Below are 25,741 nucleotides of genomic sequence, written 5' to 3'. Positions count from 1 at the left end.
CGGCTCAGTCGCGGGGTGGCCAGGACTGCAGCGCAGGCAACGGATCGCTGAGGAACACCGCACCGGTGTCGGGGTAGACGTCCTGCGTGCGGTGTTCATGGCTGCCGCCGGTGTGGGCGATCGCGGCCAGCAGCAGCTGCAGGTGCCGGCGGTCTAGGCCGGAGGCGACGTCACCAAGGTCGAGGGCCTGGCCGTCGGCGATGGACGCCGCTGCTCGCAGGATCCGCAGCTGTCCGCTGGATCCGTGGATGCGCCCGTCGCGGAGGGCTGCGTCGATGTCGACCCAGGTGACCGACGCCCACCCCACACCGGGAGCCTGTCCGGTGGGTGGACCGGTGGGGTCGTCGTCGTAGTCGACGGCGATGAGGCCGGCGGCGGCGAGCTGGGGTAGCCAGTGCCCGGCGTTGGCCAGCAGCAGCACGGCAGCTTCGGCGGCGTAGTCCCCGACCGCGGTGCGCAGCAGCGCGTTCTCCAGGTCGGTGGCCTCGAAGTCGCTGGCCTTGGGGTCGAACAGCACAGCGGGTCCTCGATTCACTCCGGGTGGAACTGGCGGCCTGGTCGCTGATGAGTCTGCCCGTCCCTGCTGACATCGCGGGCCGATCAGGGCGGGTCTGTGGATGGACGCCACCCCTCTGGGTGCCCAGACCGGTCAGGCGAAGCTGCCGGCCGGAACGGCGACTGCGGCCTGGGGTGCGCCGTCGATGGCCACCGACCAGTGGGTGATGGGGTCGCGAGGGGCGACGCGGCTGGCGACGACTGTGCCGCGGAAGTCTGATCCGGGGAAGCCCGGTGCGGTCTCCCGCAGACACCACACCCGGGCCCGCCAGATGGGTGCGTACCGGTCGCGTTCCCAGGCGTAGAGCAGCCCAGGTTGGACGTCGTCGACGCTGGAGAACCGCGGTTTGGTGACCCACACCGGGCGGGGTGGGTCCACGGTGCGGTTGTCCATCGGCGGGGACCGTAGGGCCGGGGTCCGACAGCGGCCGGACCGACCCTTTCCACCGCAGCAGCAGTCGCACCGCCGCGCAATCGGGGTGACAACGTGGAGCGGCCGGGGTGGCGGGAAGGGACTGGTGCTAGTGGCCTGTCCGACCCTCGAGGTGAGCTTGAGTCCACCCGAGACGACGAGAACTAGGACTCCAGACCAAGACCACGATCAAGACCACGACCAAGACCCAAGACCCAAGACCCAAGACCCAAGACCAAGACCAAGACCAAGACCAAGACCAAGACCAAGACCAAGACCAAGACCAAGACCAAGACCAAGACCAAGACCAAGACCAAGACCAAGACCAAGACCAGCGACGACACACCTCATGCACCACGGGTGACAACCACTCGTCGTGACAGGTTGTCGGGCTTTCCGGCACCCCCTCTGGGCATGCCCAGTCCCTACTCCCGTCGTCAGCAGGAGAATCGCCGCGAGCGGGAGAGGAAGCGCCGCACCGAGTTGCCAAAAACCCTCGTCGAACCCGCCACAGGCGCACGCTTTGCCGATGGGCCCGTCCCAGCCGACCGCCGCCGCGAAGCGGCAACGGCTTGTGGGTGGTGCACCGGACCCATCACACCCAAGTCACGGGGACCCGTAGCGAAGTGGTGTTCGGCAGCCTGCCGTCAACGGGCCTGGGAGCAACGGCGAGCAGCTGCCGCCGGCTTGAGTGCCGTCACGATCATCGAGCGGGTGGTCGAGGTGCCCGCACGGTCTGAGCCCCCACCCTCGTCAGGTCGCCGGGACTGGCCGGCTTTGCTCAGCGAGCTCACCCGTCAGCTGGACCGGGGTCTGATCTACGACCGGCATTTGGCCGAGTTGTCCACCGTTGTGCGTGATCTCTACGCAGCTCTCGAGCGCCGATGGCCCGCTGGGAGGCGAGGCCGATGAAAGCTCGTGACCCGGGGCTCCGGTCTTCGCTGGACGGGAGAACGAGGCCCCGCAGCCGTAGAACAGGTCGGGCCCCGCGCAGCGCCACTGGCCGCCTGGCGGAGCAGGGATGAGGCGCTCGACCGCAGCTGCGCGGACGGAACCTGCGGGCGCGGGACGGTCAGTGGGCCTCGCTGGGCGGGAGCGGCATGGTGGCTCTCAGCTCTGGCCGGCCTCGATGGACGTGGGGTGACATCGGGGTGACGTCCCCGCGGAGGCGACTGACCGCGGCTGGTTGACAGCGACTGATGCCGGTCGACGCCTGCTGCGAGTCCCGCTCCTCATCTGGCGAGCGGCGTCGTCTCAGATCGAGGAGCTGCCCGTGTCCGCTCGACTGCTGACCACCGAAGAGGTGGCGACCCGCTTCCGCACGAGCCCGGCCACCGTCCGCTACTGGAGGCACGTCGGCATCGGCCCGAGCGGCGTCCGGGTCGGCCGTCGGGTGCTCTACGACGAGACCGTCTGCGACCGCTGGTGGCAGGAGAAGGTGGCTGCTCAGGTCACCCCCAGCACTTCCTGACTCCACCGATCCCACGTCGGGCCTAGCGACTGTCGGACCGGCCGGGCACGCTGATCTGGCCGGTCCGACTACCGGCACCTGAGCGACAGAGGGAGCGTCGTGGCCAGCATCGCCCGCCGGGAGGACGGTCGGTGGCGAGCCCGCTACCGGGACGACGCTGACAAGGAGCACGCCCGGCACTTCGGCCGGAAGACCGATGCCCAGCGCTGGCTGGACGAGGTCACCGCCACCGTCGTCACCGGCATGTACGTCGACCCCGGAGCCGGTCGTGTCACCCTCTCGGCGTTCTACGCCGTGTGGTCCGCCCGGCAGGTCTGGGCCCCTGGCACCGAGTTGGCGATGGACCTCGCGGTCCGGACAGCGACGTTCGCTGACGTCGAGCTCCGCCTGCTCCGGCGCTCGCACCTCGAGTCGTGGGTCAAGCAGATGTCCGCTCGCGGCTTGGCACCGGGGACCGTCCACACGCGCGTCCAGAACGTCCGGTCCGTGCTGCGGGGAGCCGTCCGCGACCGGGTCATCGCGACCGACCCCAGCGACGGGGTGACACTCCCTCGCCGGCGACGTCACGAGCACGCGATGACCATCCCGACGCCGCCGGAGGTCGGCCGACTCCTGGCAGTGGCCCACGAGCGATTTGCCGCGTTCATCGCGATCTGCGCCTTCGGAGGCCTTCGGCTGGGGGAGGCCGCCGCCCTGCAGGTGGGTGACGTCGACTTCCTTCGGCGGCGGGTCCTGGTGTCTCGCCAAGTGCAGCGAGGCCCGGACGGCGCCGCCGAGATCCGGGCGCCGAAGCACGGGTCCGAACGCACAGTGGTCGTCCCGGAGCGACTGCTGACCCTGCTCGCTGCGCACATCGAGGCACACGTTCCCGACGGCGGCCGCGACAGATGGCTCTTTGCCACCCCGACCGGCTCGCCGCCGCACCAGAACACCGTCGGTCACCAGTGGCGCAGGGCGTGCACGGCGGCCGGTCTGACCGGCGTCCGGTTGCACGACCTCCGGCACTTCTTCGCGTCCGGGCTGATCGCCTCAGGGTGCGACGTCGTCACGGTCCAGCGGGCCCTGGGGCACGCCTCAGCGACCACCACTCTGAACACCTACGGCCACCTGTGGCCAGACGCAGAAGACCGCACCCGGGCTGCCACGGAGGGTCTGATGGCAGCCTCTCTCGACTTTTCTGCGGACTATCTGCGGACTAGATGACCCTTGCGAGTCTCTGACCTGCAGGTTTGTCCCATATCAGACGTTGAAGCGGAACTCCACCACGTCGCCGTCGGCCATGACGTACTCCTTGCCCTCGATGCGCACCTGGCCCTTGGTCTTGGCCGCGGCCATCGACCCGGCGGCGACGATGTCGTCGAAGGAGACGACCTCGGCCTTGATGAAGCCGCGCTGGAAGTCGGTGTGGATGACCCCGGCAGCCTGGGGCGCGGTGGCCCCCACCGGGATCGTCCAGGCCCGGGACTCCTTCGGGCCGGCGGTCAGGTAGGTCTGCAGGCCCAGGGTGGCGAAGCCGACCCGGGCGAGCTGGTGCAGGCCGGGCTCGTCCTGGCCGACCGCGGCCAGCAGCTCGGCGGCCTCGTCGTCCGGGAGCTCGGCCAGCTCGGCCTCGGTCTGCGCGTCCAGCACGATCGCCTCGGCCGGCGCCACGAGGGCCCGCAGCTCGTCGAGCAGCTCGGTGTTGGTGAGCTCGTCGCTGTCGACGTTGAAGACGTAGAGGAACGGCTTGGTGGTCATGAGACCGAGCTCGCGCAGCGGCTCGGAGTCCACCCCTGCGGAGAAGAGCGTCTTCCCGGTGTCCAGCACCTCCTGCGCGGCGACCGCGGCGTCGTAGAGCGCCTTGCGGTCCTTGTCCTTGCGCATCTCCTTCTCCAGCCGCGGCACCGCCTTCTCCAGCGTCTGCAGGTCGGCGAGGAGGAGCTCGGTGTTGATGGTCTCGATGTCGTCCTTCGGGGAGACCTTGCCGTCGACGTGGACGACGTCGGGGTCGCTGAACACCCGGATGACCTGGCAGATCGCATCGGACTCGCGGATGTTGGCCAGGAACTTGTTGCCCAGCCCCTGCCCCTCGCTGGCGCCGCGGACGATGCCGGCGATGTCGACGAAGGACACCGTGGCCGGGATCTGCTTGGTGCTGCCGAACACCTCGGCGAGCTTCGCGATCCGCTCGTCGGGGACGCCGACCACGCCGACGTTGGGCTCGATCGTCGCGAACGGGTAGTTCGCTGCGAGCACGTCGTTCTTGGTCAACGCGTTGAACAGCGTGGACTTGCCGACGTTGGGCAGGCCGACGATGCCGATGGAGAGAGCCACGTCGGACCAGGGTACGGGGTCCGGGACACCTGCCGTCACGTCCGAAACCCGCCAGACCCGGTCGGTGGCCGCTGGCATGCTCGGTGCCGTGACCGAGCTGCTGGAGGGCCGAGCCCTCGACGACGAGCGCTGCTACCGCGCGGTCTCCAGCCGGGACGCCCGTTTCGACGGCTGGTTCTTCACCGCCGTCCACACCACCGGCATCTACTGCCGGCCCTCCTGCCCGGCCCGCACCCCACTGCCGGGCAACGTCTCCTTCCACGCCACCGCCGCCGGCGCCCAGGCCGCCGGGTTCCGGGCCTGCCGCCGGTGCCGCCCGGACGCCGTCCCCGGTTCCCCGGAGTGGGACGTGCGCGCCGATGTCGTCGCCCGCGCCGTCCGGCTGATCGGGGACGGCGAGGTCGAGCGCACCGGTGTCGCCGGGCTCGCCGCGACCCTCGGGTACTCCGAGCGCCAGCTGCACCGGCTGCTCGTCGGCGAGCTCGGGGTCGGGCCGTTGGCGCTCGCCCGCGCCCAGCGGGCCCAGACGGCGCGGGTGCTCGTCGAGACCACCACGCTGCCGATGGCCGAGGTCGCGTTCGCCGCCGGTTTCGCCAGCGTGCGGCAGTTCAACGACACCGTCCGCGAGGTCTTCGCGACCACCCCCTCGGAGCTGCGGGGCTCGGCGACCCCGGCGTCGGGACCCTCGGGGTGGCTCACCCTGAGGCTGGCTGCCCGCGCCCCGTTCGCCGCCGACGAGGTGCTGCTCTTCCTGGGCGGGCACGCCGTCGCCGGGCTCGAGGAGTGGGACGGCGAGACGTTTTCCCGGGTGCTGGACCTGCCGCACGGGCCCGGGGTCGTCCGGCTCTCCCCCGGCGCGGACGGCTCCTCGGTCACCGCCCGGCTGCAGCTGACCGAGCTGCGCGACCTCGGGGTCGCCGTCGCGCGCTGCCGGCGGCTGCTGGACCTCGACGCCGACCCGACCGCGGTGGACGACGTCCTGGCGACCGACCCCGCGCTGACCGAGCTGGTGCGGGCCGCCCCCGGCCGCCGGGTCCCGGCCGCGCCGGACGCCGCCGAGGCCGCCGTCCGCTCCGTGCTGGGCCAGCACGTCTCCCTCGCCGGCGCGCGCACCTTCACCGCCCGCCTCGTGACCGCGGCCGGCACCCCGCTCGCCGAGCCCGTCGGCACCCTCACCCACGTCTTCCCCCGGCCCGAGGCGCTGGCGGACGCCGACCTCGCTGCCATCGGCCTCACCCAGGCCCGCCGCCGCACCGTGCACGCCCTGGCCGGGGGACTCACCGGCGGCGACATCGACCTGGGGCCGGGCACCGACCGCGCCGCGGCCGGGAAGGCGCTGCTCGCCGTCCCCGGGGTCGGGCCGTGGACGGTCGCCCTGGTGGCGTTGCGCGGACTGGGCGACCCCGACGTCTGGCTGCCCGGTGACCTCGCCCTGCGCAAGAGCCTGGTCGCCCTGGGCAGCTCCGACGCCGACGCCGCTACCCGGTGGCGGCCCTGGCGCTCCTACGCCGTCATGCACCTGTGGGCGATGTCGGCACCTGCTCTCTTCACCCGCCACCCCGTCGTCCGGGAGGACCCGTCATGACCGCGCTGCACGCCACCACCCAGACGCCCATCGGTCCCTTCACCGTGCTCGTCGACGGCGGCGCGGTCCTGGCCAGCGGATGGACGGCCCACGTCGGCGACCTCCTCCCCGTGGTGCACCGGTCGCTGCGACCCACCACCGTGGTGGAGGCCGACCGGCTGCCGGTCCTGGACGTGGTGGACGCCTTCCACGCCGGGGAGATCGGCGTCATCGACGACGTCGTGGTCGCCCAGCGGTCCGGGCCGTTCCTCACCGGGGCCTGGGAGGTGCTGCGCACCGTGCCGGCGGGGCAGCCCGACAGCTATGCCGCCTTCGCCGCCCGCTGCGGTCGCCCGGCCGCCGTGCGCGCCGCCGCCGGGGCCTGCGCCCGGAACGCCGCGGCGCTGTTCGTGCCGTGCCACCGGGTGCTGGCCACCGGCGGCGGGCTGGGCGGCTTCCGCTGGGGGACGCCGGTCAAGCGCTGGCTGCTCGACCACGAGGCGGCGCACTCCCCCGCGCGGGTCTGAGCAGAACTGTCGTACCCCTGGGGCAGCCTGCGGGCATGGACCCCTCCTCCCTGCTCGTCGGGCTGCTCGTCGGCGCGCTGCTGGCCACCGCGGTCACCCTCGGCGTCGTCGCCCTCCTCGGCCGGCGCACCCCACGCACCGAGGGGCTGGAGCCGGTCCACGAGTCGCTGGACCACCTGCACCGGCTGCTCGCCGGCATCGAGCGCGACCGGGCCACCGCGCACGGCGAGCTGCGCGAGCAGGTCGGCACGGTCGGCACCACGTCCGACCGGCTGCGGCAGGAGACCGCAGCGCTGGTGACGGCGCTGCGCACCCCGCACGTGCGGGGACGCTGGGGCGAGGTGCAGCTGCGCCGGGTGGTGGAGGTCGCCGGCCTGCTCGAGCACTGCGACTTCGTGGAGCAGCCCTCGGCCCGCAACGACGCCGGTGCCGGGGTGCGCCCGGACCTGGTGGTCACCCTGGCCGACGGCAAGCAGGTCGTGGTCGACGCCAAGGTCCCCTTCGCCGGCTGGATCGAGGCGGTGCAGGCCACCGACGAGGTGGTGCGGGTGCAGCGGGTCGCCGAGCACGCCCGGCAGTTGCGCACCCACGTCGACGCCCTCGCCGCCCGCCGGTACCCCTCGGCGTTCGAGCCCTCGGCGCCCTTCACGGTGCTCTTCGTCCCCTCGGACGGTTTCCTCATCACCGCGCTGGAGGCCGAGCCGGGGCTGCTCGAGCACGGCTTCGCCCGGGACGTCGTGATCGCCACCCCGAGCACCCTGCTGGCCCTGCTCCGCACGGTCGCCTACTCCTGGCGTCAGGAACGGCTGGCCCGCGACGCCACCGCCGTGCTCGAGGTGGGTCGCACGGTGCACGCCCGGCTCGGCACGCTGTCGGCGCACCTGACCAAGCTGGGTGCTGCGCTGGGGTCGGCGGTGGGTCGCTACAACGACACGGTGGGCAGCTACGAGCGCTCGGTGCTGGTCGCCAGCCGACGCTTCGACGAGCTGGGGGTCGCCGAGTCCCCGGTCCAGGTGCCGCCGGCGACGGAGGCCACCGTGCGCACGCTGCGCTCGGTCCCCGACCCGGCGAACGACGAGCGGGGGGACGCCTGGGGCTGAGGCACCGCCCCGCTCGCGGAGTGACCCGCCACTCCCGGCCGCCTACAGGTCACGGACAGGCCAGGCCGTTACCGTGGCCCGACCGGTGGAGCGGGTACGCACCGCCGGCAGGCGAGGAGGTGCCCCATCGCACCGGTCAGTGCTGTCGACAGTCGGGAGGGTGCGGTGCGAGCCGAACGCCATCCCGGCGACCTGGGTGGTCCCGACCCCCGTCCCCGTGCCGGTGCGCCCCGGGGCCGCGCCGCCGAACGGGCCGAGCGCGAACGCCAGGAGCGTCGGCTGGCTCGGGAGTCCCTGCAGACGGGCCGCCCGTCCGGTGAGCGGGGCCCCGCGCCCCGCACCCGCCGGCCACCGGCCGACGCGCTCGACCGGGACCGCCGTGAACGGCGCGCACCGGCCCGTGCCGCGCAGACCACCGGCCCGCAGGTGCGTGGCTGGCTGGCCGTGCTCGGGGTCTTCCTGGTCACCGTCCTGGGCGCCGGTGCCGACTCCTTCGTCGGGGTCGGGCTGGGCACGCTCACGCTGATCGCGCTGGTCGCGTCCACCGTGGTGGCCGCCGCCGTCGTCCGCCGCCGCGACCTGGTCACCGTGCTGGTGGCCCCGCCGCTGGTGTTCGTCGCCGTCGCCGGGGTCAACATCGCGCTGGCCCCCTCGGCCACCTTCAGCCTGCCCACGATCGCCACGCTGCTCATCCGCGGCTTCCCGGCGATGGCGATCGCCGTGGTCGCCGCGCTCGTGGTCTGCGTCGTCCGGCTCATCGCCCGCCGGTAGTGCGGTCCCCGGCGGGCGTCCTCGCTGCCGGGATCAGTCGGCGGCGGTGTCCACGGCGAGAGCCTGCTTGCGCTGCTTGAGCTCGTGCGGGAGGGCGAAGACCAGACGCTCCTCGGCGGCCTTGACGGTCTCCACGTCCGGGAAGCCCCGCTGGCCGAGCCAGTCCAGCAGCTCGCTGACCAGGATCTCCGGCACCGAGGCACCGCTGGTGACCCCGACGGTCCGCACGCCCTCCAGCCACGCCTCGTCGACCTCGGAGGCGTAGTCGACCAGGTAGGAGGCCCGGGCGCCGGCCTCGAGGGCCACCTCGACCAACCGCACCGAGTTCGAGGAGTTGGTCGAGCCGACCACCAGCACCAGGTCGCACTCGTCGGCCATCTGCTTCACGGCCTGCTGACGGTTCTGCGTGGCGTAGCAGATGTCGTCGCTCGGCGGGGCCTGCAGCCCGGGGAAGCGGCCCTTGAGCTTGTCGACGGTCTCCAGCGTCTCGTCCACCGACAGCGTCGTCTGGGAGAGCCAGACGACCTTCTCCGGGTCACGCACCTGCACGTTCGCGATGTCCTCGGCGCCGTCGACGAGCTGGGTGCGCTCGGGCGCCTCGCCCATCGTGCCCTCGACCTCCTCGTGCCCGCGGTGGCCGATCAGCAGGATGTCGAAGTCGTCCTTCGCGAACCGCTGGGCCTCCTTGTGCACCTTGGTGACCAGCGGGCAGGTCGCGTCGATGGTGCGCAGCGAGCGGGCCGCGGCCTGCTCGTGCACGGCCGGGGAGACCCCGTGCGCACTGAAGACGACGACCGCGCCCTCGGGCACCTCGTCGGTCTCCTCCACGAAGACCGCCCCACGGCGCTCCAGGGTGGCCACGACGTGCTTGTTGTGGACGATCTGCTTGCGCACGTACACCGGCGCACCGTGGATCTCCAACGCCTTCTCCACGGCGATGACCGCCCGGTCGACGCCGGCGCAGTAGCCCCGGGGGTCGGCGAGCAGGACCCGTCCGCGCTGTTCAACCATGACCCCATCGTAGGAGGGCGGCGCCACCCGGCCGGGTGGGCGCGGGCGGCCGGGGAGCGTGCCGGCTGGCACTGGGGCACGCTGGAGCCATGTCCCGTGAGATCCCCGAGGTCGTGCGCGCCGCCGCCGGCCTCACCGCCACCCTGCTCGACGAGGCCCGCAAGCTGCCGCAGACCCTGCCGGCGCTCCCGGTCCGGGCCATCGGCCTGGCCATGCAGACGACGCTGAAGCTGCAGCAGGAGTACTCCGGCCTGGTGGCCCGCGGCGACGAGCTGCTGACCGGCCTGCGCGGGGACCGCGAGCCGGGCCTGGCCACCTTCGACGACGACCTCCCCGCCGCCACCGGCCCGCTGGGCTCCCGGACGTCGTCCTTCGACCGGGTCGCCGAGGACCCGGTCGACACCTTCGACGAGGAGCCGGGCTACGCCGTCGACGAGGCCGTCGAGGTCTACGTGGACGAGGCACCCCTGGACGTGGTCGACGAGGCCGCGGCGATCGGCGAGGACGACCTCACCGACGAGACGTTGGCCACCGAGGAGATCCTCGCCGAGGGCCTGACCGGCGAGCTCGGTGGTGCCGACCTCACCGACGACGACGTCGCGGCGCTCCCCGAGGACCCGATCGCCGACGAGATCACCGCCACCGTCGACGAGCTCGCCGTCACCATGGGCGACAACGCCGCGGAGGACGACGCCGTCATCGCGGCCTCCGAGCAGGCCATCACCGCCGGGCACGAGTCCGGGCCGACCGAGGACACCGAGCCCACCGAGCCGATCGACGGCTACGACGGCTTCTCCATCGCCCAGCTCCGTGGCCGCCTGCGTGGCTACCAGCCGGTGACCGTCGAGGAGCTGCTCGCCTACGAGCAGGCCACCCGCGCCCGGCAGCCCTTCCTCACCCTGCTGCGCAACCGCCAGGAGAAGCTGGCCCGCGAGCAGGGCTGACCCGGACCGGGAGACCTGCACGGGGCCTCCCAGGCGGCGTCCAGCCCGCTCCCACCCCGCCGACCCACCCTGCGAGTGGTGAGCGCAGCAGACCGGCCACCCACCCGCACCCGAGGTGTCACCCGGGCCGGACGCGGCCTGGCCGCCGTGGTGTCCCTCGCGGTGCTGGTCGGCAGCGGGTACGGCTGGAACGCCTACCGGACGCTCGACGCCAGCGTCACCCGGGTGGCCGCCGTCCCGGCCGGGCAGGGCGCCGGCGCCGACGGGGCTGCGGAGAACGTGCTGCTGGTCGGCGACGACCACCGTCCTGCCGACGCCAGCCCGCAGCTGCTCGCCCAGCTGGGCACCCAGCAGGACGGGGGCAGCACCAACACCGACACGATGATCCTGCTGCACCTGCCCGCCGACGGGGGCGCCCCGACGGCGGTCTCCCTCCCGCGCGACTCCTGGGTGGACGTCCCCGGCCACGGGACCGCCAAGCTGAACTCCGCCTTCGCCGACGGTGCCGTCTCGGGGGGCGACGCGGGAGGTCTGCAGACCCTGGTCGGCGCGGTGCAGGAGCTCACCGGGCTGACCGTGGACCACGTCGTCCGGGTCTCCCTGCTCGGCTTCTACGAGGTCGCCCGGGTTCTCGGCCCGGTCCGGGTCTGCCTGGACGCCGCCGTCGACGACCCGTACTCCGGGCTGATGCTGCCGGCCGGGGTGTCGACGCTGGACGCCTCCCAGGCGCTGGCGTTCGTCCGGCAGCGGCACGGCCTGCCGCACGGCGACCTGGACCGCGAGGTCCGCCAGCAGTACTTCCTGTCCGCCGAGGCAGCTGCGATCACCTCCAGCGGGCTGCTGCTGCACCCCGGCCGGCTGCACGACCTGCTGACCGCCGTCGGGTCCGCCGTCGAGACCGACCCCGGACTGGACCTGCTGCAGTTCGCCCAGCGCCTCTCGCACACCGACCCGGGGGCCATCCGGTTCACCCACCTCCCGATCACCGGCACCCCGACCATCCGCGTGGCCGGCCACGACGTGTCCATCGTGGCCGTGGACACGCTGGCCCTGCCGGCGTTCATCGACTCGGTGGTCGGCGACCCGGCGGCCTACACCGCGGCCACCCCGGCGGCCCCGGGAACCGTCACCGTGCAGGTGCTCAACGGGACCGGCACCCCCGGCCGGGCAGGTGCCGCCGCGACGGCCCTGGACGCACAGGGGTTCACGACCGGCACCGGCGACGCCTCGGCGACGACCGGGCTGACCACGGTGACGTACCCGGCGGGCAGCGAGGCAGCTGCGCGCGCGGTCGCCGCCGCCGTCCCCGGCGTCGGCATCGCCGAGTCCGCCGGCGTCTCAGGGGTCACCCTGACGCTGGGCACCGACGGCCTGTCCCCCGCGACCGCCGAGTCGGCACCAGCCGCGGCAGCTCCGGCCACCCCGGCGCCGGTCGGTGCGCAGACCTACGACGCCACCTCCTGCATCGACTGAGCCCGCCGGCACCGGATCAGCAGACCAGCGTCAGGTCGCCCTCCCGGAAGGGGCAGTCCCCACCCTCGGGCACCCCGAGCACCGTCCGGTCCGCCGCCGGGAAGGTGGCCGTCGGCGCCTCGGCGAGCACCGGGGCCATCGCGTCGTGCCAGATCTGGGCGCTCTTCCCGCCACCGAAGCCGCCGACGTCGGTCTGCCGCTCGGGGTCGAAGACCATCACGCTGGAGGTGTACTCGGGGGTCGAGCCGACGAAGGCCACCGAGACGTTGCCCTGGCTGGTGCCGGTCTTGCCGGCGATGTCGTGGCCGGGCACGTCCGCCCGGCGCGCCGTCCCGAGGGAGGACTGCACGTCCCCGCGCATCACCTGGGCCAGGGTGCGCGCGACCGGGGCGGAGAGCGCGCCGGGGGTGCAGTGGTCCCCGGTGTCCAGGGCGGACCCGTCGGCGGCGGTGAGCGGCGTCCCGTCGGGCCCGAGCACCGCCGTGACGGGCGTCGGGTCGCACTGGGTGCCCCCGGAGAAGACGGTCGCGTAGGCGTCGGCCAGGTCCAGCGGGCTGGTGGCCTGCGGGCCCAGGGTGAAGGAGCCGTACTCGCCGTCCACGATCTGCTGGGCGTCGTCGTCGGTGAGCGAGGCCAGACCCATCTCCTGGGCGGTGCGCACCGGGCCGGCGACGCTGCCCAGGTGGTCCTCCAGGCCGACGAAGAAGGTGTTGGAGGACTCCACCAGGGCGTCGGCGAGATCCAGCGTCTCCGGGTAGTGCCCGGCGTTGACCACCTGGTACGGGGTGCCACGGGTGCCGCCGTTCTCCTTGTAGACCGTGGAGGTGTAGGGGTCCGAGGTGGTCTGGGTGAACGACGCGGTGTAGCCGTGCTCCAGCGCGTAGGCCGCGGTGAAGAGCTTGTAGGTCGACCCGGAGCCCCGGGCTGCGGCCGTCGGCAGCGCGACCGACGTGCAGTCGGGGTCGGTGCAGCCGAACCGTCGGTCCACGCTCATCCCCAGCACGTGGCCGGTGCCCGGCTGCACGACGTCGTCGACCGCAGCGAGCCGGCTGGAGTCGGGCACGGTGGCCGAGACCGCGGCGTCCCCGGCCCGCTGCACGTCCGGGCGCAACGTGGTCTGGACCGTGAGCCCGCCGGCGTCGAGCTGCGCGTCGGTCAGGCCGAGGGTGCCGGTCAGGTAGGTGCGGACGTAGTCGCAGAAGAACCCGCCGACGACGGCCTGCGCGCAACCCTGCGGCGGGGTCGCACCGGGGGTGGTGGTCACCGGGGTCGCGGTGTCGGTGGCCAGGTCGGCGCCCGACAGGTCACCGAGCTGGTGCATCCGGGTGAGGACGACGTCCCGGCGGGCCCGGGCGGCCTGCGGGTCGGCGATCGGGTCGTCGGCGGAGGGGTCCTGCACCAGCCCGGCCAGGGTGGCGGCCTGCAGGGTGTCCAGGTGCGCGGCGTCGGTGGAGAAGTAGGTCCGGGCCGCGGCCTGGATGCCGTAGGCGCCGTGTCCGAAGTACACGGTGTTCAGGTAGCGGGTGAGGATGTCGGACTTGCTCAGCCGGGAGTCCAGGGCCAGGGCCAGTCGGGCCTCGGTGAGCTTGCGGCCCAGGGTGTCGGCGGTGGCGGCCTGCTGGCCGGCCGTGCTGGTGGCCTCCTGCAGCAGGGTCTGCTTGACCAGCTGCTGGGTCAGCGTGGACCCGCCCTGCGCCGCCCCGCCCGAGGTGACGTCGGCGACCAGGGCGCGCAGCGTGCCGATCGGGTCGACCCCGCCGTGGGAGTAGAAGCGGGAGTCCTCGACGTCGACCAGCGCCGTGCCCACGACCGGGGCGATCTGGTCAGCGGTGACCGGTGTGCGGTCCCGGGTGTAGAAGTCGGTGATCAGCGAGCCGTCCGACGCCAGCACCCGGGTGACCCCCGGCAGCTGCTGGGTCACCTGCGCGACGGCCTCGGCCGACAGCGGCCCCTGGCCGGCTGTCGCCGCCCGCCCGGCCAACCCGGCGCCCACCACCCACGGCGCCGCCCCCGCCGCCACGAGCACCCCAGCGGTCAGCACCGCTCCGACCAGTCCACCCCACGTCCGCAGCCGCACGCCGGTGAGGCTGCGCCCCGGGCCTGGGGGTCTGCTGGGAACCCACCTGGCACGCTCGGACCCGTGACGGCGCCCTCCTCCCCCGAGCAGCCGTGGCCGGTGCGCACCGTGGCCCGCAAGGTCGCCGACTGGATCGGCCGCCTCGGCGAGGTGTGGGTCGAGGGCCAGGTCGCCCAGCTCTCCCGGCGCGGCAGCGCGACGGTCTTCCTCACCCTGCGCGACGGCGCGGCAGACCTGTCGGTGCCGGTCACCTGCCACCGGGACGTCGCCGACCGGCCCGGCCTGGCGTTGACCGAGGGCGCCCGGGTGGTCGTGCGCGCCCGGCCGGACTACTACGTCGCCCGGGGCTCGTTCTCGCTGCGTGCCACCGAGATCCGCGCGGTCGGCCTGGGTGAGCTGCTGGCCCGGATCGAGCGGATCCGCGCGCTGCTGGCCGCCGAGGGCCTCTTCGACGCCCACCGCAAGCGGCCGCTGCCCTTCGCCCCCGCCGTGGTCGGGCTCGTCACCGGCAGGGGCAGCGCCGCCGAGCGGGACGTCCTGGTCACCGCCGGGCGCCGCTGGCCCGCCGTCCGCTTCGCCGTGCACCACACCGTCGTCCAGGGACCGTCCGCCGCGGCCGGGGTGATCGAGGGCCTGCAGCGGCTGGACGCCGACCCGACGGTGGAGGTCATCGTGGTCGCCCGGGGCGGCGGCTCGGTGGAGGACCTGCTGCCCTTCTCCGACGAGGGGCTGGTGCGCGCGATCGCCGCCTGCCGCACCCCGGTGGTCACCGCCGTCGGGCACGAGACCGACACGACGCTGGTCGACCACGTCGCCGACGTGCGCGCCGCGACCCCGACCGACGCCGCGCACCGGGTGGTGCCCGAGATCGGCGAGCAGCGCCGCCTGGTCGACGGCCTGCGCGCCCGGGCCCGCTCGCTGGTCACCGGCCGACTGGACCAGCAGGAGCGCTGGCTGGAGTCGGTGCGCAGCCGCCCGGCGCTGGCCGACCCGCAGCGGCTGCTGGCGGGCCGGGCCGAGGACGTAGCCGCGATGCGCCAGCGGGCCACCCGGACCCTCACCCACCGCGTCGACGTCGCCGTCCGCGACCTCGAGCACGCCCGGGCCCGGGTCACCGCGTTGTCGCCGGCGGCCACCCTGGACCGGGGCTACGCCCTCGTGCAGACCGCCGACGGCGGCCTGGTCCGCGATCCGGGTCAGGTGGCCGACGACGAGGCGCTGGTGGTCCGGGTGGCCGGCGGACGCATCCCGGTGCGGGTCGACCGGCAGGATGGGTCCTCGTGAGCACCCCCGAGCCCGCCCCGACGCAGAGCTACGAGCAGGCCCGCGAGGAGCTCGCCGACGTCGTCCGCCGGCTGGAGGGCGGCGGGCTCACACTGGAGGAGTCCCTGGCGCTGTGGGAACGCGGCGAGGAGCTCGCCGGGGTCTGCCAGCACTGGCTGGACGAGGCCCGCGAGCGGCTGGCCGCCGCCGGACCCGACCAGGCTCAGCCCGCGGAGTAGGGCCCGACCGAGGCGGCGAGGGTCTCCAGCTCCCCGTCGGCGGCCGAGCCGGTGACCAGCGCGACCACGCCGTCCCCCTCGAAGCGCAGGGCGGTCTCCTCGCGGGCGGTGGTGAACCGCTCCCAGGTGCGCCCGCCCAGCTCGCTGGTGCCCTCGGCGGTGGCGTCGTCGAGCACGTCGGTGACGGCGTCGGCACCGCTGTCGTCGGTGACGACGTAGCCGGCGTACTGGTCGTCGGGGCTGAACCAGCCGATCTGCAGGGTGACCGGGTCGCCGTCCTCGACGGCGTCGCCGGCGTCGGTGCGGACGCTGGTGGGCCGCCACTGGTCGGAGAGGTCCTGGGGCACGAGCAGCTCGTAGCCGGCCCGGGCCGCGGCCAGCTGGATCGTGGAGGCGGTCTCCACCGTGCGGACCGGGTCCTCGGGGGTCTGGCGCAGGGTCACCAGGCCGACCACGACCAGGACGATCACGGTCAGCGGGAGCAGCGAGCGGACCATGTTGGCGGCGTTGAACTTCTGCGCGCGCACCTGGGCCGCCGACGGTGCGGCGGGCGCCGGGTCGGGCTCGGGCGCGCGCTGACCCTGAGGTGCGGTGTCGGCCATGCCCCTAGGATCGCAGCACAGCTCCCCCACCCCGCCGCCGCTCCACCGGCGGTCGTACGAGGAGGTCCCCCGTTGTCCCTGCCCGTCCCTGACGGCCCCCCGCTCGCGCACCCCACCGCGTACGGGACGCAGCCACCGCCGACCGGCCGGCCGCGCCCGGACCGCAACCTGGCGATGGAGCTGGTCCGGGTCACCGAGGCCGGCGCGATGGCCGCCGGCCGCTGGGTCGGCCGCGGTGACAAGAACGGCGGGGACGGCGCGGCCGTCGACGCGATGCGCGCGCTGATCGGCACCGTGAGCATGCGCGGCACCGTCGTCATCGGGGAGGGCGAGAAGGACGAGGCCCCGATGCTGTTCAACGGCGAGGAGGTCGGGGACGGCACCGGCGCCGAGTGCGACGTCGCGGTGGACCCGGTCGACGGCACCACGCTGATGGCCAAGGGCATGCCCAACGCCGTCGCGGTGCTCGCCGTGGCCGACCGGGGCGCCATGTACGACCCGTCCGCGGTGTTCTACATGGACAAGATCGCCACCGGCCCGATCGCGGCCGACGTGGTCGACATCCGGCTGCCGGTGAAGGAGAACATCCGCCGGGTGGCCAAGGCCAAGAAGGCCTGGCCGGCCGACGTCACCGTCTGCATCCTGGACCGCCCGCGGCACGAGAAGCTGGCCCAGGAGGTCCGCGACGCGGGCGCCCGGATCAAGTTCATCTCCGACGGCGACGTCGCCGGTGCGATCGCAGCGGCCCGCGAGGGCACCGGCGTCGACCTGCTCCTGGGCATCGGGGGCACGCCCGAGGGCATCATCACCGCCTGCGCGCTCAAGTGCATGGGCGGTGCGCTGCAGGGCCGGCTCATGCCCAAGGACGACGACGAGCGCCAGCGCGCCATCGACGCCGGGCACGACCTGGACCGGGTGCTCGACATCGACGACCTGGTGCGGGGCGACGTGTTCTTCGTGGCCACCGGGATCACCGACGGCGAGCTGCTGCGGGGCGTGCAGTACCGCTCCGGCGGGTGCACCACCCAGTCGCTGGTGATGCGCTCGCGGTCGGGCACGATCCGCTCGATCGAGAGCCTGCACTCCCTGGACAAGCTCAACCAGTACTCCGCGGTGCCCCTCGACCACTGACCCACGACGACGGACGGCCCGGACCCCTGAGGGGTCCGGGCCGTCCGTCGTCTTCGGGGGCTACTCGGCGAGGGTGCCGCAGAGGAAGACGCTGGCGTCGGCCTCGGGGATGCGCCCGCCGCAGGTGTAGCCGTAGTCCTCGTAGGCCGAACCCACGTCGGACTGGGCCCACAGGTCCACGCAGGCGTCGTAGTCGGCGTCGAAGCAGCTCTGCGCCAGCGCGTCGAGCTCGGCGTCGTCACCGAGACCGGACGGGTCGCCCGGCTCGTTGACGGTCGGGAAGAACGGGTTGTCCCCGCCCGTGCCGCCCCCGCCACCGGACTCCGAGGCCGACGACGAGGAACCCGACGACGAGCTCGAGGAGCTCGACGACGAGCTCGAGGACTCCGACGACGCACTCGTCGTGGTGGCCGTGGTGGGGTCGGCGACGTTGGTGTCCTCGTCGTCCCCGCCGAGCAGCAGGATCAACGCGGTCACCACGGCCGCGACCACCACGACGCCGGCGATCGACAGCGCGATGATCGTGTTCTTGTTGCTCTTCGGGGGCTGCTGGCCGTACTGGCCCTGCCCGTACTGCTGCCCGTACTGGTCCTGGCCGTACTGCGGCTGGCCGTACTGACCCTGCCCGTACTGCTGCTGGCCGTACTGCTGCTGGCCGTACGCGTCCTGACCCTGGCCGGGCTGGCCGTACTGCGGCTGCTGCCCGTACTGCGGCTGCTGTCCGTAGGGGGGCTGCTGCTGGCCCCACTGGCCCTGACCGGACTGCTGGCCGTACTGGTCACCCTGCCCGGACTGGCCCCAGGGCTGTTGGCCGTCGTTGGGCGGGTAGGGCGGCTGCGACATGCGGGGACTCCTCGGTTCCGGGCTCTGGCCTGCGGATCGTAGGTACTGCCGGGGGGTGGGCCAACCGACCGTGACCGGACGGTGACCTGGGGCCACCCGCCCGGGGTGGTCCCGGGCGGGTCAGCCGGCGATGCAGTCGACCACCGAGGACTGCGGGGTCCACGGCAACCGACCCCCGCAGCTCTGCGCGTACATCTCGTAGGCCGAGTCGTAGTCGGAGTTGATGTACAGGTCGTAGCACCCCTGGAGCTCGCCGTCGAAGCACTGCTGGGCGTACTCGTCCAGCTCGGGCTCGGCGCCGAGGCCCTCCGGGGAGGTCGGGGTACCGCCGACCATGGTCTCGTCGGCGTAGGGGCTGTCGTCGTCGTCCGAGGCCGACGAGCTGGACGACGAACCCGACGACGACGAACCCGACGACGAGCTCGAGGACCCCGACGAGGCACTGGTGGTCGTCGCCGGGGCCGGGGCTGCGGTCGTCCCCTCGTCGTCCCCACCGAGCAGCAGGACCAGCGCGGTCACGACCGCGGCGACCACGACCACACCCGCGACGGCCAACGCGATGACCGTGTTCTTGTTGCTGCCGGAGGGCTGCTGGCCGTACTGGGGCTGGCCGTACTGCTGGCCGTACTGCTGCGGCTGGCCGTACTGGGGCTGGCCGTGGGGGTCCTGGCCGTACGACGGCTGCCCGTACGGCTGCCCGTACTGCGGTTGCTGCCCCCACTGGCCCGGGTCGGGCTGCTGGCCCTGCCAGGGCTGCTGACCGTCGTTCGGCGGGTGGGGTGGCTGCGACATGCGGGGGACTCCTCGGTTCCAGGTGCGGTGGGGTCGGGCTCAGCCGAACGCGCTGTTGCAGGTGCGGCCGGTGCCGACCTCCTGCCGACCGGCGCACGAGTCGCCGTAGTCGTTGTAGGTCGAGTCGAAGTCCGAGGAGAAGAACAGGTCGTCGCAGGAGCCCATGTCGCCGTCGTAACAAGCCTGGGCCAAGGCGTCGAGGGCCGGGTCCGTGCCCAGCCCGGTCGGCGGGATGGTCGGCGCCGGGACCGGACCGCCGGGCGCCTCGGTCGTCGAGGGGCTGGAGGCGGTCTCGTCCTCCGAGGACGACGAGCTGGACGACGACGAGCTCGAGGACGACGAGCTGGACGACGAGCTCGAGGACGACGACGCACTGGTCGTCGTGGCCGCCGCGGTGCTGCCGCCGGCCGTCGTCGTCTCCTCGTCGTCCCCACCGAGCAGGAGGACCAGCGCGGTCACCACGGCGGCGACGACGACGACACCGGCGATCGACAGCGCGATGATCGTGTTCTTGTTGCTCTTCGGGGGCTGCTGGCCGTACTGACCCTGCCGCCCGTACGGGTCCTGGCCGTAGCCGGGCTGGCCGTACTGGCCCTGCGCGCCGTACTGGTCCTGTCCGTACGCGGGCTGCTGGCCGTACTGGCCCTGCTGGCCGTACTGGCCCTGCTGCCCGTACTGACCCTGCTGCCCCTGCTGCCCCTGCTGCCCGTACTGACCCTGCTGGCCGTACTGGCTCTGCTCGGGGAACTGCGAGGTCGGGTCCCGGTCCGGGGAGGAGGGCTCCCAGGGACGGTCGCCACCGGCAGGAGGCTGTGGAGGCTGGCTCATGACGGGAACTCCTCGGTCCGGGGGCAGGCGTCGGAAGACTAGGGACGGTTGCCCCCGTGCCGCCATCCGACGGGCCGAGGGTCACCCGGGCGGGTGCACCGGCTCGTCTACCGTCGACCCCCGAACGCCCTGACACCGACACCCCGGAGCGCAGCGTGGCCACCGAGCAGGACTTCCGCATCGAGCACGACTCCATGGGGGAGGTCCGCGTCCCGGCGCACGCCAAGTGGCGCGCGCAGACCCAGCGCGCGGTCGAGAACTTCCCGATCAGCGGCACCCCGATCGAGCGCGAGCTGATCGGTGCCCTGGCCGCCATCAAGGGCGCGGCCGCGACGGTGAACGCCTCCCTGGGCGTGCTGCCCGAGGACATCGCCCGGGCCATCGGCGACGCCGCCACCCAGGTCGCCCGGGGCGACTGGGACGCCCACTTCCCGATCGACGTGTTCCAGACCGGCTCGGGCACCTCGTCGAACATGAACACCAACGAGGTGATCGCGACCCTGGCCACCGAGGCCTCCGGGCTGTCGGTGCACCCCAACGACCACGTCAACGCCTCGCAGTCCTCCAACGACGTGTTCCCCTCGGCGATCCACATCGCCACCACCCGCGCCGTCGTCGCCGTCCTGGTGCCGGCCCTGGAGCACCTGGCCGCCTCGCTGGAGCGCAAGGCGACCGAGTTCGGCGACGTGGTCAAGAGCGGCCGCACCCACCTGATGGACGCCACCCCGGTGACCCTGGGCCAGGAGTTCGGCGGCTACGCCGCGGCGGTCCGCTACGGCGTCGAGCGCCTGCAGGCCTCGCTCCCCCGCATCGGCGAGCTGCCGCTGGGCGGCACCGCGGTCGGCACCGGGATCAACACCCCGCCCGGCTTCGCCGCCGCCATCATCTCCACGCTGGCCGCCGACATGGACCTGCCGCTCACCGAGGCGCGCGACCACTTCGAGGCGCAGAGCTCGCGCGACGGTCTGGTGGAGGCCTCCGGGCAGCTCAAGACCATCGCCGTCGGCCTGGTGAAGATCTGCAACGACCTGCGCTGGATGGGCTCGGGGCCGCGCACCGGACTCGGTGAGATCGCGCTGCCCGACCTGCAGCCGGGCTCCTCGATCATGCCGGGCAAGGTGAACCCGGTGCTGCCCGAGGCGGCCATCCAGGTCGCCGCCCAGGTGATCGGCAACGACGCCGCGGTGACCTTCGCCGGCACCACCGGCTCCTTCGAGCTCAACGTGACGCTGCCGCTGATGGCCCGCAACGTGCTGGAGTCGATCCGGCTGCTGGCCAACGTGAGCCGCCTGCTGGCCGACCGCTGCATCGACGGCATCACCGCCAACGTCGAGCACTGCCGCGCCCTCGCCGAGTCCAGCCCCTCGATCGTGACGCCGCTGAACAAGTACATCGGCTACGAGGAGGCCGCGGTCGTGGCCAAGCAGTCGCTCAAGGAGCAGAAGACGATCCGCCAGGTCGTGGTGGAGCGCGGTTACGTCGAGGCCGGGAAGCTGACCGAGCAGCAGCTCGACGCCGCCCTGGACGTGCTGTCGATGACGCACCCCTGACCGGTAGCGTCCACGACGATGACCGACACAGACGTACGCCTGGCCTACCCCGGTGGGGACCTGAACCTGCCCGTCGTCCCCTCGTCCGAGGGCGCCGAGGGCATCGACACCAGCAAGCTGCTGGCCACGACCGGCAAGGTCGCCCTGGACATCGGCTTCGTGAACACGGCGGCCTGCACGTCGGCCGTCACCTACATCGACGGAGACGCCGGGATCCTGCGCTACCGCGGGTACCCGATCGACCAGCTGGCCGGCAAGGCCAGCTTCGTCGAGGTCTCCTACCTGCTCATCCACGGTGAGCTGCCGACGCCGGCGCAGCTGGAGGACTTCGACCAGAAGATCCGCCGGCACACCCTGCTGCACGAGGACCTGAAGCAGTTCTTCAAGGGATTCCCGCGGGACGCGCACCCGATGCCGGTGCTCTCCTCGGCGGTCAGCGCCCTGTCGACCTTCTACCAGGACTCGCTGGACCCCTTCGACCACGCCCAGGTCGAGATGTCCACCTACCGCCTGCTGGCCAAGCTGCCCACGATCGCGGCCTACGCCTACAAGAAGTCCGTGGGGCAGCCGTTCCTGTACCCGGACAACTCCAAGGGCCTGGTGGAGAACTTCCTCCGGATGACCTTCGGGTTCCCGGCCGAGCCGTACGAGGCCGACCCGGAGCTGGTCAAGGCCCTGGACATGCTCTTCGTGCTGCACGCCGACCACGAGCAGAACTGCTCCACGTCGACCGTGCGGCTCGTCGGCTCCTCGCACGCGAACCTCTTCGCCTCGGTCTCGGCCGGCATCAACGCGCTGTTCGGCCCGCTGCACGGCGGGGCGAACCAGTCGGTGCTGGAGATGCTGGAGGCCATCAAGGCCGACGGCGGCGACATCGGGAAGTTCGTCCAGCGGGTCAAGGACAAGGAGCCCGGCGTCAAGCTGATGGGCTTCGGGCACCGGGTCTACAAGAACTACGACCCGCGCGCGGCCATCGTGAAGGCGACGGCGGACAACGTGCTGGACAAGCTCGGCGGCAACAGCGAGCTGCTCGACCTGGCCCGCCAGCTCGAGGAGATCGCGCTCACCGACGACTACTTCGTCCAGCGCAAGCTCTACCCGAACGTCGACTTCTACACCGGCCTGATCTACCGGGCCATGGGCTTCCCGACCCGGATGTTCACCGTGCTCTTCGCGCTGGGCCGGCTGCCGGGCTGGATCGCCCAGTGGCGGGAGATGATCGAGGACCCGGCCACCAAGATCGGCCGTCCGCGGCAGCTCTACACCGGGCCCACCGAGCGCGCGTTCGTCCCGCTCGACGCCCGCTGACCCGAGCGCACCCGACCCCGTCGTCCCTGCTGGGACGGCGGGGTCTCGCTCGTCCGGGGGACGACGGGTGGGCGGGCGTCCTCCCCGCCCCGTAGCGTGCCGCGCGTGCCGGACGACGACGACCTGGTGCTGCCGCCGCTGCCCCTGGCCACCGGCGCGCGGCTGCCCGACCCCGACGGACGGCGGATCACCGCCGTCGCCCTGGTCGTGACCACGGAAGACGGCGCGCAGACCCGCGTGGAGCTGCGTCCCGAGCACGGCGCCTGGTGGGCGCCGACCCCTCCCCCGGAGGGGTGACCGGGCCGACCCGTCCGTGGGCCGGCCTCAACACGGTCGCCGGTGCGCCCGATGTCTCCGGTGTGCCCGCGCCCTCCGACCCCCGCGCGGTCGCGCAGGCCCGGGCCCGGGCCCGCGCACGCGCGCGTGCCCAGGTGGCCGCCCGTCGCGCGCGGGCGCAACGGCGGGCCCGCGCCCGGGCACTGCGCCGGGCCGCGCTCGGGCGGCTGCTCCGGCGCTGCGCTGCGGTGGCTGGCGTCCTCGCCCTGACCCTCACCGTCTCGGTCGCGCTGGCCGGGGTCCGCCCCGAGACCCCCGCCGCGGCCTCGGCACCCCTGGAACTCACCGCCGCGGCCACCGCGCTGCGGGCCGAGCTGGCCGGCACCGCCGCCGCCGTGCTGGCCGGCAGCACACCGGACGCCCCGGCGACGAGCACCGACCTCGCCCTCACCGCCGCCCTCGCCGGGCTGCGCGCCGCACCGACCTCGCCGGACCAGCAGGCCGTCGACGACGCCGCCCGGGTGGCCTGGCAGACCCGGCTCGCCGACCTGGCCGCAGCCGGGATCGAGCTGCCGACCGCCGCCGCGGTGGCGGCCGGTGACCTGCCCGAGGGGCTGAGCCCGGCCACCGACGCGCTGGGTCTGATGGTCCCCGGCGTCGTGGAGGGCGTGGTGGGCGGCCGCGTCGTCGCCGTGCCCACCGTGGAGGCGGCCCTGGCGGTGGGCACGGCGCTGGCCTCGCTGGGCACGCCGTACGTCCCGGGCGGCACCTCCCCGGCCGGGACCGACTGCACCGGCCTGACCGCGACCGTGTGGGCCGGCCTCGGGCGGGCGGTCGGCACCACCTTCGCCGCCCAGTGGTCGGCGGGCACCGTGGTGCCCGAGGGCCAGTGGCAGCCCGGCGACCTCGTCTTCGGGTCGCACCCGGACGCCGGCCTGGACGACGTCGGGGTCTACGTCGGTGCGGGCGAGGTGGTCACCGCCTCGGCGACGGCCCACCAGGTCGCCGTCCTCCCGGCCGCGCCCGGTGCTGCCGCCGTGCGGGTGACCGTGCCCCCCGCCGTCCCGAACACCCCGCCGCCCTCGGACGGCAGCACCGCGACCGTCTGCGGCGCAGCGCCGGTCAGCGCGGCCACCGGACCGGTCTCCCCGGCCTGGGGCGGCTGGGCCAACGGGCAGATCCCGACGTCGGCGCTGTGCGCGATCGGCGCCGGGCACCGGCTGCGCTGCGACGCGGCGGCGGCCTACGCCGGACTCGCCGAGGCCTTCCAGAACGCCTTCCACCGGCCGATCTGCATCACCGACTCCTACCGGTCACTGGCCGCCCAGGTCGACGCCCACGAGCGCAAGCCCGCGATCACCGCTGTCCCGGGCACCTCGAACCACGGCTGGGGGCTGGCCGTGGACCTGTGCGGCGGGGTCAACGGCTTCGACACCCCCGAGCACGCCTGGATGGCGCGCTGGGCACCCACCTTCGGCTGGACCGCGCCGGACTGGGCCCGGGCCGCGGGGAGCAACCCCGAGCCGTGGCACTGGGAGTACGGCTCGCTGGCCTGAGCTACAGCCAGGGCAGGTCGGGCAACGCGCTCCACGGGAGGGTGACCGAGGGCTCGACGGTCTCCCCGGCCAGTCGGGCTGCGACGGCCGGCTCTGCCCAGGCGACCGGGCGACCGGGGGTGACGACGACGCAGGCGTCGGCCAGCCGCAGCCCGAGCTCCCCCGCGGTGGCCAGCACCTGCTCGGGGGCGCTCAGCGCGGCGGTGGCCAGCAGGGGGTCGTCGGCGTCCAGCAGGAGCACCGGGCCCTCGGTGCTGCAGCGCACCACGACGTCGGCGGCCCGTGCTGCGGCGGCCGCGCGCACCGAGATGATGGTGTCGGCGTGGGTGAAGGGGTGCGGGACCCAGCCGACGACGACGTCGCCGCGGTGCACGACGACCTGCCAGCCCAGGGCCGACTCGGTGTCGTCCGCCCAGACCAGGACGGCGATCCCCCGCCGGGCGGCCTCGGCATCGGTGACCGGCCGGTGGTCCAGCCACGCCTGCAGCGCACGGTCCAGCGCGGCGGGCGAGCCGTCGTGCCCGTCGCGGGTGATCTGTCCGGCCAGCGCGCCGAGACCGGTGCGGTGGCTGCGCTCGCCCTCCTCGACCCGCAGCGCCGGGTCCCGGCGGTCGTGGTCCAGCTCGACCCGCAGGCCGGCCGGGGCGTCGGCGCAGAGCCGGTGGGCGGCGTCGAGCAGGTCGCCGGGGTCGCAGGTGCGTCGGGTCAGTCGGGGCAGCAGGCGCAGGCCGGGACCGCTCACGCGCTCCGGCCGCCGGTGAGCGCTGCGCGGACGGCAGCGGGCAGCTCGGGCAGGCTCAGCGTGCAGGCCAGCTCCATCGCCGACAGGCGCACCGGCAGCGTGTCGGGGTCCCACCCGGTGACCAGGCGGACCCGGGCGGCCGAGCTCGGCCAGACGACGTCGCGGGCCCGGGCCACGTGCAGCTCGGTGAGGACGTCGAGCAGCCGGTCGCCGGTGGTCGCCGGGAGGTCGGGGCGGGCCAGGGCGGCCTCGAGCGAGGCGGCGAGGGCCGTGCGGTCGACGGCGGACAACCAGTGCGGCACGAGGACCACCCCGGTCGACGGCTCGGACACCATCGTCATCGCGTCACGCTCCCTGCTCGTCCGCGGGGCCGTGCGCCCCCGCCTCTCCTGT

Annotated in this window: 25 protein-coding genes and 2 pseudogenes; 16 read left to right on the top strand and 11 right to left on the bottom strand. The window is 73.7% G+C overall.

The features are described 5' to 3' along the window. Window positions 1-4: 4 nt before the first annotated feature. Together F1C76_14850 and F1C76_14845 are read right to left on the bottom strand one after the other, a co-directional pair. Window positions 5-517 (bottom strand): hypothetical protein, encoded by a 513-nt coding sequence (locus F1C76_14850; protein ID QNG37692.1) that lies wholly within the window; start codon window positions 515-517, stop codon window positions 5-7. Between the two features lie 132 nt (window positions 518-649). Continuing rightward, window positions 650-949 carry a hypothetical protein gene (locus F1C76_14845; GenBank protein ID QNG37691.1) on the bottom strand — a complete coding sequence of 100 codons (300 nt, stop codon included), beginning with the start codon at window positions 947-949 and terminating at the stop codon, window positions 650-652. A gap of 741 nt (window positions 950-1,690) precedes the next feature. Between F1C76_14845 and F1C76_14840 the strand changes: the two genes are divergently transcribed. From F1C76_14840 to F1C76_14830, 3 genes are all read left to right on the top strand, one after another. After that, window positions 1,691-1,879 (top strand): hypothetical protein, encoded by a 189-nt coding sequence (locus tag F1C76_14840; GenBank protein ID QNG39266.1) that lies wholly within the window; start codon window positions 1,691-1,693, stop codon window positions 1,877-1,879. Between the two features lie 361 nt (window positions 1,880-2,240). Then, window positions 2,241-2,438 carry a helix-turn-helix domain-containing protein gene (locus F1C76_14835; GenBank protein QNG37690.1) on the top strand — a complete coding sequence of 66 codons (198 nt, stop codon included), beginning with the start codon at window positions 2,241-2,243 and terminating at the stop codon, window positions 2,436-2,438. A gap of 99 nt (window positions 2,439-2,537) precedes the next feature. Then, on the top strand, window positions 2,538-3,641 hold the full coding sequence (locus F1C76_14830) for a site-specific integrase (GenBank protein QNG37689.1): 1,104 nt from the start codon (window positions 2,538-2,540) through the stop codon (window positions 3,639-3,641). 36 nt (window positions 3,642-3,677) lie between these two features. Here the strand turns inward: F1C76_14830 and ychF are convergent, their stop codons facing one another. Further along, window positions 3,678-4,751 carry a redox-regulated ATPase YchF gene (gene ychF, locus F1C76_14825; protein QNG37688.1) on the bottom strand — a complete coding sequence of 358 codons (1,074 nt, stop codon included), beginning with the start codon at window positions 4,749-4,751 and terminating at the stop codon, window positions 3,678-3,680. A 76-nt stretch (window positions 4,752-4,827) separates the two neighbouring features. Here ychF and F1C76_14820 point away from each other — a divergent pair, with 76 nt between their 5' ends. From F1C76_14820 to F1C76_14805, 4 genes are all read left to right on the top strand, one after another. Further along, window positions 4,828-6,336, top strand: coding sequence for a DNA-3-methyladenine glycosylase 2 family protein (locus F1C76_14820; protein ID QNG37687.1), 1,509 nt, complete (start codon window positions 4,828-4,830; stop codon window positions 6,334-6,336). After that, window positions 6,333-6,842 carry a methylated-DNA--[protein]-cysteine S-methyltransferase gene (locus tag F1C76_14815; GenBank protein ID QNG37686.1) on the top strand — a complete coding sequence of 170 codons (510 nt, stop codon included), beginning with the start codon at window positions 6,333-6,335 and terminating at the stop codon, window positions 6,840-6,842. Before F1C76_14820 ends, F1C76_14815 begins: the two co-directional genes overlap by 4 nt. A 35-nt stretch (window positions 6,843-6,877) precedes the next feature. After that, entirely contained in the window at window positions 6,878-7,942 is a 1,065-nt protein-coding gene (locus F1C76_14810; GenBank protein QNG37685.1) for a DNA recombination protein RmuC, read from the top strand. 165 nt (window positions 7,943-8,107) lie between these two features. Beyond that, window positions 8,108-8,713: a hypothetical protein gene (locus F1C76_14805; protein ID QNG37684.1), complete on the top strand. Its 606-nt coding sequence runs from the start codon at window positions 8,108-8,110 to the stop codon at window positions 8,711-8,713. A 33-nt stretch (window positions 8,714-8,746) separates the two neighbouring features. Here the strand turns inward: F1C76_14805 and F1C76_14800 are convergent, their stop codons facing one another. After that, the gene (locus tag F1C76_14800; protein ID QNG37683.1) at window positions 8,747-9,724 is read right to left on the bottom strand and encodes a 4-hydroxy-3-methylbut-2-enyl diphosphate reductase; all 978 of its coding nucleotides are present in this window, start codon (window positions 9,722-9,724) and stop codon (window positions 8,747-8,749) included. 89 nt (window positions 9,725-9,813) lie between these two features. Here F1C76_14800 and F1C76_14795 point away from each other — a divergent pair, with 89 nt between their 5' ends. Then, window positions 9,814-10,668: a lipid droplet-associated protein gene (locus F1C76_14795; protein QNG37682.1), complete on the top strand. Its 855-nt coding sequence runs from the start codon at window positions 9,814-9,816 to the stop codon at window positions 10,666-10,668. Window positions 10,669-10,746: 78 nt separating this feature from the next. Beyond that, window positions 10,747-12,141, top strand: a complete 1,395-nt coding sequence (locus tag F1C76_14790; GenBank protein QNG37681.1) for a LytR family transcriptional regulator — start codon at window positions 10,747-10,749, stop codon at window positions 12,139-12,141. A 16-nt stretch (window positions 12,142-12,157) separates the two neighbouring features. On the opposite strand, the gene F1C76_14785 is transcribed toward F1C76_14790, so the two are convergent. Next, a complete protein-coding gene (locus F1C76_14785; GenBank protein ID QNG37680.1) occupies window positions 12,158-14,218 on the bottom strand; it encodes a penicillin-binding protein in 2,061 nt (686 codons plus the stop codon). A 63-nt stretch (window positions 14,219-14,281) separates the two neighbouring features. Between F1C76_14785 and F1C76_14780 the strand changes: the two genes are divergently transcribed. Further along, window positions 14,282-15,502 (top strand): exodeoxyribonuclease VII large subunit, encoded by a 1,221-nt coding sequence (locus tag F1C76_14780; protein ID QNG37679.1) that lies wholly within the window; start codon window positions 14,282-14,284, stop codon window positions 15,500-15,502. After that, a complete protein-coding gene (locus F1C76_14775; protein QNG37678.1) occupies window positions 15,499-15,720 on the top strand; it encodes an exodeoxyribonuclease VII small subunit in 222 nt (73 codons plus the stop codon). The genes F1C76_14780 and F1C76_14775 overlap by 4 nt, the downstream gene beginning before the upstream one ends. Here the strand turns inward: F1C76_14775 and F1C76_14770 are convergent. Then, entirely contained in the window at window positions 15,705-16,322 is a 618-nt protein-coding gene (locus F1C76_14770; protein ID QNG37677.1) for a DUF4245 domain-containing protein, read from the bottom strand. The two genes, F1C76_14775 and F1C76_14770, sit on opposite strands and share 16 nt — an antisense overlap. A gap of 72 nt (window positions 16,323-16,394) precedes the next feature. Between F1C76_14770 and glpX the strand changes: the two genes are divergently transcribed. After that, window positions 16,395-17,453: a class II fructose-bisphosphatase gene (gene glpX, locus F1C76_14765; GenBank protein ID QNG37676.1), complete on the top strand. Its 1,059-nt coding sequence runs from the start codon at window positions 16,395-16,397 to the stop codon at window positions 17,451-17,453. A 564-nt stretch (window positions 17,454-18,017) separates the two neighbouring features. Here glpX and F1C76_14760 read toward each other — a convergent pair. The 3 genes and pseudogenes from F1C76_14760 to F1C76_14750 all read right to left on the bottom strand — a co-directional run bounded on the left by F1C76_14760 (window position 18,018) and on the right by F1C76_14750 (window position 19,916). Beyond that, window positions 18,018-18,248, bottom strand: a pseudogene (locus tag F1C76_14760) (hypothetical protein). A 642-nt stretch (window positions 18,249-18,890) separates the two neighbouring features. Further along, window positions 18,891-19,013: pseudogene (locus F1C76_14755) on the bottom strand (CD225/dispanin family protein). 114 nt (window positions 19,014-19,127) lie between these two features. Next, window positions 19,128-19,916 carry a hypothetical protein gene (locus F1C76_14750; protein QNG37675.1) on the bottom strand — a complete coding sequence of 263 codons (789 nt, stop codon included), beginning with the start codon at window positions 19,914-19,916 and terminating at the stop codon, window positions 19,128-19,130. A 155-nt stretch (window positions 19,917-20,071) separates the two neighbouring features. On the opposite strand from F1C76_14750, the gene F1C76_14745 reads away from it, so the two are divergent. From F1C76_14745 to F1C76_14730, 4 genes are all read left to right on the top strand, one after another. Continuing rightward, window positions 20,072-21,466, top strand: coding sequence for a class II fumarate hydratase (locus F1C76_14745; protein QNG37674.1), 1,395 nt, complete (start codon window positions 20,072-20,074; stop codon window positions 21,464-21,466). Window positions 21,467-21,484: 18 nt separating this feature from the next. Continuing rightward, the gene (locus F1C76_14740) at window positions 21,485-22,774 is read left to right on the top strand and encodes a citrate synthase (GenBank protein QNG37673.1); all 1,290 of its coding nucleotides are present in this window, start codon (window positions 21,485-21,487) and stop codon (window positions 22,772-22,774) included. A gap of 96 nt (window positions 22,775-22,870) precedes the next feature. Next, window positions 22,871-23,071, top strand: coding sequence for a hypothetical protein (locus tag F1C76_14735; protein QNG37672.1), 201 nt, complete (start codon window positions 22,871-22,873; stop codon window positions 23,069-23,071). Further along, a complete protein-coding gene (locus F1C76_14730; protein ID QNG37671.1) occupies window positions 23,068-24,606 on the top strand; it encodes a hydrolase in 1,539 nt (512 codons plus the stop codon). Before F1C76_14735 ends, F1C76_14730 begins: the two co-directional genes overlap by 4 nt. 1 nt (window position 24,607) lies before the next feature. Here the strand turns inward: F1C76_14730 and F1C76_14725 are convergent, their stop codons facing one another. Both F1C76_14725 and F1C76_14720 read right to left on the bottom strand, forming a co-directional pair. Next, a complete protein-coding gene (locus F1C76_14725) occupies window positions 24,608-25,348 on the bottom strand; it encodes a hypothetical protein (GenBank protein ID QNG37670.1) in 741 nt (246 codons plus the stop codon). Further along, window positions 25,345-25,689, bottom strand: coding sequence for a hypothetical protein (locus F1C76_14720; protein QNG37669.1), 345 nt, complete (start codon window positions 25,687-25,689; stop codon window positions 25,345-25,347). The genes F1C76_14725 and F1C76_14720 overlap by 4 nt, the downstream gene beginning before the upstream one ends. Between the last annotated feature and the right edge of the window lie 52 nt (window positions 25,690-25,741).

The organism is Geodermatophilaceae bacterium NBWT11, assembly GCA_014218215.1.
Taxonomy (GTDB): domain Bacteria; phylum Actinomycetota; class Actinomycetes; order Mycobacteriales; family Geodermatophilaceae; genus Klenkia.
This window is presented reverse-complemented; position numbering and strand designations above follow the sequence as displayed.